Origin of the sequence: Kineosporia succinea (assembly GCF_030811555.1) — a bacterium.
Classification (GTDB): domain Bacteria; phylum Actinomycetota; class Actinomycetes; order Actinomycetales; family Kineosporiaceae; genus Kineosporia; species Kineosporia succinea.
Genome location: NZ_JAUSQZ010000001.1, coordinates 6,577,482 through 6,591,443, shown reverse-complemented (window position 1 = coordinate 6,591,443; position 13,962 = coordinate 6,577,482). Strand labels below are relative to the sequence as shown.

At 69.8% G+C, this 13,962-nt stretch carries 11 protein-coding genes; 5 read left to right on the top strand and 6 right to left on the bottom strand.

Going from position 1 to position 13,962, the window contains the following annotated elements:
• Window positions 1–23 precede the first annotated feature (23 nt).
• Entirely contained in the window at window positions 24–1,220 is a 1,197-nt protein-coding gene (gene aztD, locus J2S57_RS29180) for a zinc metallochaperone AztD (RefSeq protein WP_370882514.1), read from the top strand.
• Between the two features lie 78 nt (window positions 1,221–1,298).
• Here aztD and J2S57_RS29175 read toward each other — a convergent pair whose 3' ends face one another.
• From J2S57_RS29175 to J2S57_RS29160, 4 genes are all read right to left on the bottom strand, one after another.
• Window positions 1,299–2,327, bottom strand: coding sequence for a TIGR03842 family LLM class F420-dependent oxidoreductase (locus J2S57_RS29175; protein WP_307248949.1), 1,029 nt, complete (start codon window positions 2,325–2,327; stop codon window positions 1,299–1,301).
• A gap of 12 nt (window positions 2,328–2,339) precedes the next feature.
• Window positions 2,340–3,743: a dihydropyrimidinase gene (gene hydA, locus J2S57_RS29170; protein WP_307248947.1), complete on the bottom strand. Its 1,404-nt coding sequence runs from the start codon at window positions 3,741–3,743 to the stop codon at window positions 2,340–2,342.
• On the bottom strand, window positions 3,740–4,588 hold the full coding sequence (locus tag J2S57_RS29165) for a nitrilase-related carbon-nitrogen hydrolase (RefSeq protein WP_307248945.1): 849 nt from the start codon (window positions 4,586–4,588) through the stop codon (window positions 3,740–3,742). Before J2S57_RS29165 ends, hydA begins: the two co-directional genes overlap by 4 nt.
• Window positions 4,589–4,805: 217 nt before the next feature.
• Entirely contained in the window at window positions 4,806–5,720 is a 915-nt protein-coding gene (locus J2S57_RS29160; protein WP_307248944.1) for a LysR family transcriptional regulator, read from the bottom strand.
• Window positions 5,721–6,834: 1,114 nt separating this feature from the next.
• Here J2S57_RS29160 and J2S57_RS29155 point away from each other — a divergent pair.
• Window positions 6,835–7,968: a thiolase family protein gene (locus tag J2S57_RS29155; RefSeq protein WP_307248942.1), complete on the top strand. Its 1,134-nt coding sequence runs from the start codon at window positions 6,835–6,837 to the stop codon at window positions 7,966–7,968.
• Between the two features lie 6 nt (window positions 7,969–7,974).
• On the opposite strand, the gene J2S57_RS29150 is transcribed toward J2S57_RS29155, so the two are convergent.
• Window positions 7,975–9,603: a purine-cytosine permease family protein gene (locus J2S57_RS29150; protein ID WP_307248940.1), complete on the bottom strand. Its 1,629-nt coding sequence runs from the start codon at window positions 9,601–9,603 to the stop codon at window positions 7,975–7,977.
• A gap of 336 nt (window positions 9,604–9,939) precedes the next feature.
• Here J2S57_RS29150 and J2S57_RS29145 point away from each other — a divergent pair, with 336 nt between their 5' ends.
• From J2S57_RS29145 to J2S57_RS29135, 3 genes are all read left to right on the top strand, one after another.
• Window positions 9,940–11,550 carry an ABC-F family ATP-binding cassette domain-containing protein gene (locus J2S57_RS29145; protein ID WP_307248938.1) on the top strand — a complete coding sequence of 537 codons (1,611 nt, stop codon included), beginning with the start codon at window positions 9,940–9,942 and terminating at the stop codon, window positions 11,548–11,550.
• Between the two features lie 172 nt (window positions 11,551–11,722).
• Window positions 11,723–12,403: a nicotinamide riboside transporter PnuC gene (pnuC, locus tag J2S57_RS29140; protein WP_307248936.1), complete on the top strand. Its 681-nt coding sequence runs from the start codon at window positions 11,723–11,725 to the stop codon at window positions 12,401–12,403.
• Between the two features lie 70 nt (window positions 12,404–12,473).
• Window positions 12,474–12,662, top strand: coding sequence for a hypothetical protein (locus J2S57_RS29135; protein ID WP_307248934.1), 189 nt, complete (start codon window positions 12,474–12,476; stop codon window positions 12,660–12,662).
• Between the two features lie 3 nt (window positions 12,663–12,665).
• On the opposite strand, the gene J2S57_RS29130 is transcribed toward J2S57_RS29135, so the two are convergent.
• A complete protein-coding gene (locus J2S57_RS29130) occupies window positions 12,666–13,961 on the bottom strand; it encodes a dihydrolipoamide acetyltransferase family protein (RefSeq protein ID WP_307248932.1) in 1,296 nt (431 codons plus the stop codon).
• Window position 13,962 lies beyond the last annotated feature (1 nt).

Sequence of the window (13,962 nt, the reverse complement as noted above, 5' to 3'; positions counted from 1 at the left end):
ACACCACCCACAGAAAGAGAATCATGATGACCAGAAGTACCCGGTTCAGCGGCCTGGCGGCCCTGGTGGGACTCACCTTGCTGGCCACCGCCTGCTCGTCGGGCAGTTCCGGGGCGGCGTCGGCGGGCTCCGCCGCCGAGCTTCCCGCCGGCGCCGGCGGACGCGTCGCCGTCTCCTACGAGGGCGGGATCGCGGTGCTCGACGCGAGCACCCTCGAGGTCGTCCAGCAGTTCGAGTCGGAGGAGTTCACCCGGCTCAACGCGGCCGGTGACGGCAAGCACGTGTTCATCACCACCGCCGACGGTTTCCAGCTGCTCGACACCGCGACCCCGGAGCTGACGAGCCTGGAGTACAAGGCGACGACGCCCGGGCACGTGGTGCGGCACGCCGGCCGGACGGTGCTCTTCGACGACGGCACCGGCACCACCACGATCATCGAGACTGCCGAGCTCGCCGCCGCGAAGGACACTCTGCCGCAGGCGAAGACGTACACCGCGGACGCCCCGCACCACGGTGTCTCGATCCAGCTCGAGGACGGCACGCTGGTCACGACCGTGGGCGACGAGACCTCCCGTTCCGGGGCCCGGGCCCTGACCGCGGACGGCGACGCCTGGAAGGAGAGCGTGGCGAGCAAGGACTGCCCCGGGATCCACGGCGAGGGCACGGCCGCCGGTGAGGCTGTGATCTTCGGGTGCGAGAACGGTGCGCTGCTCTACCACGACGGCGAGTTCGAGAAGTTCAAGGCCCCGGACACGTACGGGCGCATGGGCAACGCGTTCGTCTCCGAGACCAGCCCGATCGTCGTCGGTGACTACAAGAACGACCCGGACGCCGAGGGCTACCTGCTCAACGCGGTCACCCTGATCGACACGGCCGGGCACGACTACGAGGTCGTCGACCTGCCCGACAACGTGCAGTACACCTTCCGTGACGTCGCCCGCGGCCCGGGGGACCTGGCCTACATCCTGTCCACCGACGGCTCGATCCACGTGCTCGACCCGAAGAGCGGGGACCTGGTCAAGGAGTTCCCGGTCGTGGACGCCTGGGAGGGACCGGCGCAGTGGCAGGACGCGCACCCGGCGATCATCGCGAACGGTGACACCGCGTACGTGACCGAGCCGGCGAAGAAGACCGTGCACGCGGTCGATCTGACGACGGGCGAGGTCACGGCGTCGGTGACGCTCGACGGCGTGCCGAACGAGATCGCGGCCGCCCTGTAAATCCTTAGTGGACGCCCCTACTCACGGGAGTGGGGGCGTCCACCTTTCGTCCTCACCCGGGCGGGGGCGGATCCCCGGTCAGGACACCGCCTGCACCGGGTCGGCCAGCGCGGGCAGCACCCGGTCGGCGTAGGACCACAGCGTCGACTCCTTGGCGTCGTGCTGCAGGTACAGCGCGAACTGGTCCACGCCCAGCGCCCGCAGCTCCCGCATCCGCGCGATGTGCGCGTCCACCCCGCCCAGCACGCAGAACCGGTCGACGACCTCGTCGGGCACGAAGTCGGCGTGGGTGTTCCCGGCCCGCCCGTGCTCGTTGTAGTCGTAGCCCTGACGGCCCTTGATGTAGTCGGTCAGCGCGGCCGGCACCGACCCGGACGAGCCGTACCGCTCCACGATGTCGGCCACATGGTTGCCGACCATGCCGCCGAACCACCGGCACTGGTCCCGGGCGTGCTCCAGGTCGTCACCCACGTACGCGGGGGCGGCCACACAGATCTTCACCGACGCCGGGTCGCGCCCGGCGTCCGCGGCCGCCTTGCGCACCGACGCGATCATCCAGGCCGCGATGTCCGGATCGGCCAGCTGCAGGATGTAGCCGTCGGCGACCTGCCCGGTCAGTTCCAGCGCCTTCGGCCCGTACGCGGCGACCCAGACCTGGGTGCGGTCGTGATCACCCGTGGGCACCGCCCACGGAAAGGTGACCGTTCGCTCCCCGACCCGTGCCGGGCGTCCGTTGGCCAGTTCCCTGATGACTGAGACACTTTCGCGGAGCGTGGCCAGCGTGCTGGGCCTGCCGGCCAGGGTGCGCACGGCCGAGTCACCCCGCCCGATGCCGCAGATCGTGCGCGGGCCGTACATCTCGTTGAGTGTGGCCAGCGACGAGGCGGTGACGGTGACGTCGCGGGTGATCGGGTTGGTCACCATCGGGCCGACCACGATGCGGCGGGTGGCGGCCAGGATCGCCGAGTAGACCACGTACGGCTCCTGCCACAGCAGGTGTGAGTCGAACGTCCAGGCGTGGGTGAAGCCGCCGAGCTCGGCCTGGCGGGCCAGCTCGACGACCCGCGCCGAGGGAGTGGTGTTCTGCAGCACGACGCCGAAATCCATGAGAAGCCCCGTTCAGCGCAGGTACTGGGAGAGTTCGCGTTTCACGTACTGCCCGTGGCCCTGGACGCCGGTGAAGGTGCCCCGGTCGAGAACGGTTCGCCCGCGGGCGATCACGGTGCGCACCCCGCCGGTCAGCTCGAAGCCCTCGAACGCCGAGTAGTCGATGTTCATGTGGTGGGTCTCGACGCTGACGCGGGTCGGGGCGGCCGGGTCGTAGAGCACGACGTCGGCGTCCGAGCCCGGGGCGATCACACCCTTGCGGGGGTACATGCCGAACATCCGGGCCGGGGTGGTGGAACAGGTCTCGACCCAGCGCTGCAGCGACAGCTTGCCGTCGACGACGCCCTGGTGCACGAGGTCCATGCGGTGCTCGACGCCGCCCATGCCGTTGGGGATCTTCGAGAAGTCGCCCAGGCCGAGCTGTTTCTGGTCGTTGAAGCAGAACGGGCAGTGGTCGGTGGAGACCACGGCCAGGTCGTCGGTGCGCAGGCCGCGCCACAGGTCGTCGGCGTGCGGCTCGTGCTTGGTGCGCAGCGGGGTCGAGCAGGCGTACTTGGCGCCCTCGAAACCCGGGGCCGCGAGATGGTCCTCGAGGCTGAGATAGAGGTACTGCGGGCAGGTCTCGGCGAAGACGTTGGCCCCGGTGGCCCGGGCCTCGCCGATGCGCGCCAGGGCCTGGCTCGCGGACACGTGCACGACGTACAGGGGGGTGCCGCCGGCCACCTCGGCCAGCAGGATCGCGCGGTTGGTGGCCTCGGCCTCGAGCTGTACCGGGCGGGTCAGGCTGTGGAACTTCGGGTCGGTGTCGCCGCGGGCCAGGGCCTGGCGCACGAGTTCGTCGATGGCGGTGCCGTTCTCGGCATGCATCATGATCATGGCGCCGTTGTCGCCGGCGCGCTGCATGGCCCGCAGGATCTGCGCGTCGTCCGAGAGGAACACGCCCGGATAGGCCATGAACAACTTGAAACTCGTGATGCCCTCGTGCGCGACGAGCTGGTCCATGGCCTTGAGGCTGGACTCGTCGACGCCGCCGAGGATCATGTGGAAGCCGTAGTCGACGAAGCAGTTGCCGTCGGCCTTGGTGTGCCAGTCCTCCAGGGCGGCGAGAACGTCCTCGCCGGTGCGTTGCACCACGAAGTCGACGATGGTGGTGGTGCCGCCCCAGGCCGCGGCCCGGGTGCCGGTCTCGAACGTGTCGCTGGCCTCGGTGCCGCCGAAGGGCATCTGCATGTGGGTGTGGACGTCGACGCCGCCGGGCAGCACGTAAGTGCCGGTGGCGTCGATGGTCTCGTCGGCCTCGATGGTCGTGCCGGGGCTCAGGACGGCGGCGATCGTCTCGCCGTCGATGAGCACGTCGGCGGTGTGGGAGCCGGTCGCGGAGATCAGGGTGCCGCCGCTGATCAGGGTACGGGTCACGGCTGCACCAGCTTCCCGTAGCTGTCCGGGCGGCGGTCGCGGTAGAACTGCCACTCGTCGCGGGCGGTGCGCACCAGGTCCAGGTCGAGGTCGCGGATGAGCAGCTCCTCCTTGCCCGAGCTGCCGATCTCGCCGACGTAGTTGCCGCGCGGGTCGGCCACGTACGAGGTTCCGTAGAAGTCCACGGCCTCGTCGCCGAACTCGTTGGTCTCGGCGCCGACCCGGTTCGGAACGGCCACGAAGTACCCGTTCGCGGCGGCCGCGGTGGGCTGCTCGAGTTCCCAGAGACGGTTCGACAGGCCGGGTTTGGACGCGTTGGGGTTGAAAACGATCTGCGCGCCGTTCAGCCCGAGGGCCCGCCAGGCCTCCGGGAAGTGCCGGTCGTAGCAGATCAGCACGCCGATGCGGCCGACCGAGGTCTCGAACACCGGGTAGCCCAGGTTGCCGGGACGGAAGTAGAACTTCTCCCAGAACTTCTCCACCTGCGGGATGTGGTGCTTGCGGTACTTGCCGAGCACCGTGCCGTCCTTCTCGACGACCAGCGCGGTGTTGTAGTAGACGCCGGGCTGTTCCTCCTCGTAGATCGGCAGGATCATCACCACGCCGAGTTCCCTGGCCAGGGCCGTGAAACGCTGCACGACCGGACCGTCGTCGGGTTCGGCGTACTCGTAGTACTTCTTGTCCTGCGTGATGCCGAAATACGGCCCGTAGAACAGTTCTTGGAAGCCCACGACCTGAGCGCCCTGGGCGGCGGCGTCGCGGGCGGCCTGTTCGTGCTTGTCGAGCATGGCCTGTTTGTCGCCCGGCCAGGTGAGCTGGGTCAGGGCGATGCGTACGGTCGTCATGCGGTTCCTCCTGCTGGCTTCGGGGCAGTTGCTTGAGGACGCGGTGGTACAGCCGGCGGGCCGGCCCGGTGAGCGGTGCCCGGGTGTCGGGCCGCTCCCGGGCCGCACCGTAAGCCGCTGATTGTTGTGACTACCGATGGGGAGGTCCAACAGGTTCCGTCGACCGGTCCATCGATCAGATCGATGACTTGCAGAATTAGCATCGACGAAACATCTGTTAAGTCAACGGTGCGTTCCCGTAGAACTCCCCGCACATCGCCCGGAACTCCCGGGCCCGCCGGGTCGGCCGGGTACCCGTGCGGGTGGCCAGCACGATCCGCACGGCCGGAACCTCGTCGCTGATGTCGAGTGCGGTGACCGACCCGCCGTTGTGCGTCAGCCCGTGGGCCAGGCGCCGGTTCAGCACCGCGTACCCGTGCCCGTCCCCGACGAACGCCCGCACCGCCTCGTACCCCCGGAACCGGTGCCGGATGCGCGGCGTCACCCCGGCCGCCGCGAACACGTCCTGGATGTAGTCGCGGGTGGACGGCAGGTCGAGCAGGATCAGCGGCTCACCGTCCAGCTCCCGCAGGCCGACCTCGGTGCGGTCGGCCAGCGGATGGTCCGACGCCACGATGACGTGAGCGGGCAGCACCTCCAGCGGCTCGTAGTCGATGCCCGGCCCGATCGCCATGTCGTACATCAGCGCCACCTCGCACAGCCCGTCGGTGACCGCGCGGCGCGTGGCCTCCTGATCGCCCTCCAGCAGGTGCACGTCCACGGCGGGGTGCCGGTCCCCGAATTCCCGCAGCAGCCGGGGCAGATCGTGCGAGGCCAGCGGCTCGTACACCCCGACCACCAGGCTTCCGGCCGCGCCCGCCTCGTCCCCGCGCACGGCCGACGGCAGCCGGTCGACCTCCTCGATCAGCGGTAGGCACTCGTCGAGCAGCCGGCGCCCCGCGTCCGTCAGCTCGAGCCCCCGCCGCGGCACCCGCCGGAACAACGCCGCCCCCATCGACGCCTCGAGCTGCCCGATCGCCGAGGACAGCGCCGACTGCGTCATGTGCAGCTCCCGCGCCGAGGCCGTCATGTTGCCGAGCCGGGCGGTGACCACGAAGTAGCGCAACTGCAGCAAGGTGAACGCCTTGGTCATGGCCGACCCTATCCCCGAGGTGTTTCCACCGGGAGACGCCGTGGCGAAGCCAAGCTCGTGCCAGGCGCTCGTTCCATGGGGACCCCGGCACGTGGGCGGGGACGCCGAGCCCGTGGGTGGCGCTTCTGCCATCGCGATGCCCAACCTCCGGGGCCGCTCTATCGCGCGGGCTGCTGCCCAGTCGGTGCGGTTGCCCAGTCGCGTTGGTGGTGCCCTGCTCCTGGCCGCGGACACTCATGTTTCGCTCGGTCTGAGCGGCAAGAGGCCGGATGTGGACTGCAGCCGCCCCAGCGGGGAAATCCGATGCTTTCGACTATCGATAATCGAAAGCATCACGATCTTCGGTGCCGGGGTGCCGGGGTGCCGGGGTGCCGGGGTGCCGGGGTGCCGGGGTGCCGGGGTGCCGGGGTGCCGGGGTGCCGGGGTGCCGGGGTGCCGGGGTGCCGGGGTGCCGGGGTGCCGGGGTGCCGGGGTGCCGGGGTGCTCAGGGCCGGGTTGCTCGGGCGGTGGGGTAGCCGGGGTGGCCTGGGGTGGCCGGGGTGGAGCGATGGAGACCGGTGCTGCGCTGACGCAATTGCGTGCCGGGCCAGGGGAGCGGGGGAACGATGTGCGAGGCCAGGGAGTGATGGCGAAGGTGTGGTGGGCAGGGTGGCACTTGGAGGGCATGGTTGTGGGTGTGGCGAAGCGAGGTGCTGCAGCTCGGAGCGGTGGAGGTGGGGCCTCTGGTCCGGGTCGTTGCAGACCAGGCCGGGGCGGCCTACCTGAGTTGGCGTATCTGAGTTGGTGCACCCGAGTCGGAGTGCCTGAAGTTGGCGCGCCTGAGTTGGTGCACCCGAGTCGGAGTGCCTGAGTCAGCGCACCTGAGTTGGTGTACCTGGGAGGTGCGCGGCTCAGGTGTCGATCGTCAGCCGTCCGTCGATGGTCGGGAGGGAGGTCGGCCAGGGGTGCCGAGGCGTCCTTCGTTCGTATCCTGGAGACCTGGACCTGAAACGGGGTCGGGACAGCGTGCTGCAATGCCGTGTGACAAAGGTCGGGCAACGGAGCGTTGGGCCTTGCCGGACCATGCATGGCTGACCGTGCTTGACCATGCCTGACCGTGCTTAGGGAGGCCGCAATGACGCGTGATGCCGTGATCGTCGAAGCCGTGCGTACGCCGGTGGGCAAGCGGGGTGGGGGGCTGGCCGGGGTGCATCCGGTGGATCTGTCCGCTCACGTGCTGAACGCGCTCACCGGGCGGGCCGGGGTGGATCCGGCGCTGGTCGACGACGTGATCTGGGGCTGTGTGTCGCAGGCGGGGGAGCAGACGGGGGACATCGCGCGCACCGCCGTGCTCGCGGCCGGGTGGCCCGAGTCGGTGCCGGGCGTCACGGTGGACCGGCAGTGCGGGTCTTCGCAGCAGGCGGTGCATTTCGCGGCGGCCGGGTTGATCGCGGGACAGTACGACGTGGTGGTCGCGGGCGGCGTGGAGTCGATGAGCCGGGTGCCCATGGGGTCGTCGGCGGCGGGGCAGGACATGCTCGGGCCGCGCTTTCACGAGCGGTACGGCGGCGTGGTGCCGAACCAGGGGATCGGCGCGGAGATGATCGCCCAGCGCTGGGGGTTCGGGCGTACCCAACTCGACGAGTTCGCCCTTGGTTCGCACGAGCGCGCGGCGGCCGCGAGCGATGCCGGGCGTTTCGTCGATCAGCTGGCCCCCTGGGGTGAGGTGGCGGCGGACGAGGGGATTCGACGCGGTGGCACCCTCGATCAGCTCGCCCAACTCAAGACGCCCTTCAAGGCGACCGGGGTGATCTCGGCGGCCAACGCGTCCCAGATCTCTGACGGTTCGGCTGCCCTGCTGATGACCACGAGTGCGAAAGCCCGTGAACTGGGCCTGGAACCGCTGGCCCGGGTGCACACGGCCGTGGTGGCGGGCTCGGACCCGGTGATGATGCTGACCGGGCCGATCCCCGCCACCCACAAGGTACTTCAGCGGTCGGGGCTGCGGCTGGACGAGATCGGTGCGTTCGAGGTCAACGAGGCGTTCGCATCGGTGCCGCTGGCCTGGCTGGCCGAGTTCGGCGCCGACCCGAAGCTGCTCAACCCCAACGGCGGGGCGATCGCGCTCGGTCATCCGCTGGGTGCCTCGGGCGCCCGGCTGATGACGACGATGGTGCATCACCTGCGCGACAACGGGATTCGGTACGGCCTCCAGACGATGTGTGAGGGCGGCGGGCAGGCGAACGCGACGGTTCTCGAGCTGCTGTAGGGGGTCTCAGGTCTGGGCCGGGAGGACGTGGTCACCGACCTTGTCCGTGCTCAGGCACAGCGAGCAGACGTGCGCGTCGTGGGTGAAACAGGCTGCCATGTCCGGGCGTTCGTAGTCCTGCTGGCACACGTGGCAGGTGAGGACCGCGCCGGAGGGGTTGCCGTACTCGTCGTACATCGGCAGGTCGATGCCGTCGTCGGTGCGGCGCAGGTAGTAGCGGCCCTTCGTCGCCACCGCGAACACCGGCGGCAGCACCAGGGCCAGGCCGATCGCGACCAGCGGGGAGTACGGCTTGACGGTCTCGCCGAAACCGCCGAAGAACACGATGATCGAGATGCCCGCGGCCAGCAGCATCGAGCCGAAACCGACCGGATTGACCGCGTAGAGCATGCCCCGGCGGAACTCCGGTTGCTTGGGGGAGAGGCCGAGGAGGTACTTGTTGAAGACGATGTCGGAGGCCACGACGACCACCCAGGCCATGCCGCAGTTGGCGTAGAAGCCGAGAATGGTGTTGAGGAAGTCGAACATGTTGGCTTCCATCAGCACCAGTGCGACGGCCAGGTTGAAGGCCAGGAACACCAGCCGGCCCGGGTAGTGCCGCGTGACCCGGGTGTACGAGTTCGTCCAGGCCAGCGAGCCGGAGTAGGCGTTGGTGACGTTGATCTTGATCTGGCTGATCACCACCAGCACCACGGCCAGCGTCAGGGCGGCCGCGTGCGGCACGATGTCCTCGTAGATCTCCAGGAACTGGTGGACGGGCTGGTTGGCGATGCCCGCCCCGTCACTCAGGTTGGCGATCAGGTACACGGCCAGGAACAGCCCGACCGCCTGCTTGATCGCGCCGAAGAAGACCCAGCCGGGCCCGGCCGTGATCATCGCCAGCCACCAGCGCCTCGCGTTGGACGGGGTTTTCGGGGGCATGAAGCGCAGGTAGTCGATCTGCTCGGCGATCTGCGCGATCAGGCTCAGGCACACCCCGGCGGCCAGCATGATCGATCCCAGGTTGGTGGAGTCGCTGTCACCCTGGTAGTCGAAGAACGCGCCGACGGACTCCGGGTGGCTGAACAGCAGGTACACGAACGGCGCGACCATCAGCACCAGCCACAGCGGGGTCGTCCAGACCTGCAGCGTGGCCAGCACTTTCATGCCGTAGATGACGAGCGGGAAGATCAGGATCGTGCTCACCGCGTAGCCCAGCCACAACGGCATGCCCAGGCCCAGGTTCAGGCCCTGCGCCATGATCGAGCCCTCGAGCGCGAAGAAGATGAACGTGAACGAGGCGAAGATGACGTTCGAGACCACGGAACCGTAGTAGCCGAAACCACTTCCGCGCGTGATCAGGTCGAGGTCGAGGTTGTAGCGGGCCGCGTAGTAGGCCAGCGGGAAACCGGTCGCGAAGATGACGACCGCGAACACCGCGATGCCCCACAGCGCGTTCGTGGTGCCGTAGGAGATGCCGATGTTCGCGCCGATCGCGAAGTCGGCCAGGTAGGCGATGCCACCCAGGGCCGACACGGCCACCACGCCGGTGCTCCAGCGGCGGTAGCTGCGCGGCGCGAACCGCAGCGTGTAGTCCTCGAGGGTCTCGTGCGTGGCCGACCGTACGTCGGGGGCGGCAGTGATCTCGCTCGTCAAGGATCACGCTCCTCATCGGGGGACGATCCCTCGACCGTAGGAGCGGACTGTTGCGTACGGATGACGGGTGGTGACCGGCGGGTGTTTCGTCCGGTGCATAAATCGGAGGCGCCCGGAGCGGGTGACTGTTACGGTCGCCGACGTGGAGCTGATCGAGGTGCCTGACAACTAGCCACCGAACTGCCGGTGGCCGTCGCCCGTCTGCGGGCGGCCTTCTGACGCACGCCTTCTGCGTGTTCCTCACCAGCACGTTCGTGTCCGTGGTCCTGTCATGACACGTGCCTGCCTCCCGCCCGGCCGGTTCCGGCTGCCCGGGAGAGGAAAGAGACGCTCCCCATGTCTGCGAAGAACTCCCCGAAATCCGCTGTCACCCTGCACGACCTGACCTTCGCGTGGCCCGACGGCAGTGTGGCGCTGGCCGGCGTCAACGGCACCTTCACCACCGGCCGCACCGGCCTGATCGGCCGCAACGGCGCCGGGAAGTCCACGCTGCTGCGCCTGATCGCCGGTGAGCTGCACCCCGGCGCCGGGCACGTCGACGTCACCGGCGAGGTCGGCTACCTGCCGCAGACCCTGACTCTGCGCCACGGCACGACCGTCGCCGACCTGCTCGGCATCCAGAGCACTCTCGACGCCCTGCACGCCATCGAGTCCGGCGCGGTCGACGAGCACCACTTCGACGCCGTCGGCGACGACTGGGACATCGAGTCCCGCGCCGACGAGGCCCTGCACCAGATCGGCTTCTCCGCCGCCGATCTCGGCCGCCGCGTCACCGAGGTCTCCGGCGGTGAGGCCATGCTGATCGCGATCACCGGCCTGCGGCTGCGCCGCACCGCCGTCACCCTGCTCGACGAACCCACGAACAATCTCGACCGGTCCACCCGCGCCCAGCTCACGCAGTTCGTCGACCAGTGGCCGGGCACCCTCGTCGTGGTCAGTCACGACCTCGAGCTCCTCGAGCACATGGAGCACACCGCCGAGCTGTACGGCGGCGCTCTCACCACGTTCGGCGGTCCGTACAGTGCATGGAAGGAACACCAGGAACGGGACCAGTCCGCCGCCGTGCAGGCCGCGCGCTCGGCCCAGCAGACCCTCAGGGCCGAGAAACGCCAGCGCGTCGAGGCCGAGACCAAGCTGGCCCGCCGCGAGCGCACCGCCCGCAAGACCGCGAGGGACGGCGGGATCCCGAAGATCCTGGCGGGCAACCGGGCCAGCCGGGCGCAGGTCTCGGCCGGGGCCCTGCGCGGCACCCTCGACGACAAGGTGCAGGTGGCCCAGGCGCTGGTGGACGCGGCGGACGCCCGGGTGCGCGACGACGAGCACATCCACCTGACGCTGCCCGATCCCGACGTCCCGCGCGGCCGTGACCTGGCCGAACTGCGCGACGGCGACCGCACCCTCGTGATCCGCGGCCCGGAGCGGGTGGCGCTGGCCGGGGGCAACGGCACGGGCAAGTCGACGTTGCTGCATCACCTCGTCCAGGGCACCGAACCGGTTCCCGGGCGTCCGCACGGCCGTCTCCTGACCGAGCGCGTCGGGTTCCTGCCGCAGCGCCTCGACGGCCTCGACGAGCAGGCCGACGCGATCGGCAACGTGCAGGCGGTCGCTCCCGCGCTGTCCGCGGGAACGATCCGCAACCAGCTGGCCCGGCTCCTGCTGCGGGGCGACAGCACGGGCCGCCCGGTCAGCACGCTGTCCGGTGGCGAGCGGTTCCGTGTCGCGCTGGCCCGGCTCCTGCTGGCCGAGCCGCCGGCCCAGCTGCTGATCCTCGACGAGCCGACGAACAACCTGGACATCACCAGCGTCGAGCAGCTGGCCGAGGCCCTCGACGCCTACCGCGGCGCGCTGCTGGTCGTCAGCCACGACGCGGCGTTCCTCGGGCGGATCGGTGTCACCACGGTCGTCGAGCTCGACGGCCACGGCCACATGCATCAGCGGCCCAGCTGATCCACATCCGATGGTGGACGCGTGCGCGCACCGGTGCGCGCACGCGTCCACCATCGGGTCGTGGCAGTGTGACCTGCGGCGCTCCCCGGAATGCCGGAGCCCGCGAGCGGGTTGTGGGCGTTCGTGCGCGCGCATTCGTGCGCACCGGACGTGATGCGCGGAGGACCGCAAAGTGGGCCTGATCGACTGGCTGTTCGACGCACAGCTGCACATCGGCAGCCAGACCATTCTGTGGCGCGAGGTGATCGGCAACCTGTTCGGCCTGCTCAGCGCCCTGGGCGGGATGCGCCGCAAGGCCTGGGCGTGGCCGGTCGGCATCGTCGGCAACGTGCTGCTCTTCACCGTCTTCATGGGCGCCGCGTTCGGCACCCCCAATCCGGTCAACCTGCTCGGCCAGGCCGGCCGCCAGGTGATGTTCGTGCTGGTCTCGATCTACGGCTGGTACCGCTGGACGCGCCGTCCGTCCGGTCCGGCCGGCGGCCACGAGGTGATGATCGAACCGCGCTGGGCCTCCTGGCCGACGCGCCTGGCCCTGATCGCGGGCATGATCGCCGGCACGCTGCTGCTGACGCCGATCTTCCGCGCGCTCGGCTCGTACGAGCCGGTCTGGTCCGACGCCTGGATCTTCGTCGGCTCGATCCTGGCCACCTACGGCATGGCCAAGGGCTGGACCGAGTTCTGGCTCATCTGGGTGGCCGTCGACGTGGTCGGCGTGCCGTTGCTGTTCTCGGCCGGGTACTACGCGTCCGGGCTGATGTACCTGTTCTACGGCGTGTTCACGCTGACCGGGTTCTTCGTGTGGAAGCGGCGCAACGTGGTGCCGGAACCGAACATCGAGGCCGTCGGGGCGTAGAGCGGGCGGGCCCCGCAATGCCCTAGGCTGCGGATCTTCCGGGGGAGAAGTCGCTGGGTGGGAGATTTCGGTGGCGTCGGTTCAGCAGGACCGGGTGGTCGAGATCGTGCTGCACGACGCCCCGTTCCACCCCGTGATCACGGCTGACGGCGGCCCGGCCTGGAGTTCCGTCCCGGCCGTCGGACAGCAGCAGCCGGTGCAGATGTCGCCCGACGGCCGGGCCTGGTGGGACGGCGTCACCTGGCGCCCGGTGCCCTGACCCTCACACCATCAGCAGCTCCCGCCGGGGATCGCGCAGGATCGCCCCGACCCGCGCCAGCGCCTGGGCGCCCTGCTGGCCGTCGATGATCCGGTGGTCGAACGACATCGCCAGCTGTGTCATCCAGCGCAGCTCGACGCGGCCCTTGTGCTCGGCCGGCACCCGCCGCACCGAGCCCAGGCACAGGATCGCGCTCTGGCCCGGGTTCAGGATCGGCGTCCCCGAATCCACGCCGAACACACCAATGTTCGTCAGCGTGACCGTGCTGCCCGACAACTGCGCCGGGGAGGCCTTGCCCGAACGCGCCAGCTCCGTCATCCGGGTGACCTCGCGGGCCAGGCCGGGCAGGCCCAGCGCGCCCGCATCGGGGATCGCCGGCACCAGCAGCCCCCGCTCGGCCGCTGTCGCCACCCCCAGATGCACCCGCGGATGACGCAGGATCTCGCCCTCGCCGAACGTCGCGTTCAGGTCGGGGAACTCGCGGGCGGTCAGGCACAGGGCCCGCGCCGCCAGCAGCATGATCGTCACCCGGGACCCCTCGAAGGCCTTGTCCTCCCGCAGCTTTGCGACCAGCTTGACCGACCTCGACACATCCACCGTGTGAAAGACGGTCACGTGCGGAGCCGTGAACGCGCTCGCCGTCATCGCCGCGGCCGTCGCCGCCCGCACACCTCTCACCGGGACGTGCTCGTCGCCGTCGCCGGCCACGACGGCCTGAGGGGTGTCCTCGACGAGGTCCGCCGGAGGTTCCGGGAGTGCCGCAGCCGCCACCACGTCCTCACGGGTGATGATGCCGCCGGTGCCGCTGGGCGTGACCGCCGCGAGCTCGATACCGAGGTCACGGGCGAGTTTGCGCACGGGTGGCTTGGCCCGGGGCCGGGTGGTTCCGGGGGTTTCAATGGTGGACGCGTCGGTCACCGGCGCGGTCGCCTCGGGTTTCGGGGTCGCCGGGGGAGGACGGCGGCGCGAGCGGCCACGGCTGTGTCCCGGCCCGTAACCGACCAGCGTGGACGGGGGTGTCTCGTCGTCCGGAACACCGATCGGCTCGTTGTCGGTCTCGGCCGCGTCGGTGATCGTGACGATGGGCGTGCCCACCGGCACGAGCTCGCCCGCCGGGACGAGGAGTTCGCCGACCGTGCCGGCGAACGGGGACGGCAGCTCCACCAGGGATTTCGCGGTCTCGATCTCGACCAGCGGGTCGTTGATCGCGACCGTGTCGCCGACCGCCACCCGCCAGGTGACGATCTCGGCCTCGGTCAGGCCCTCGCCGACGTCGGGAAGCTTGAACTCACTGGGCATC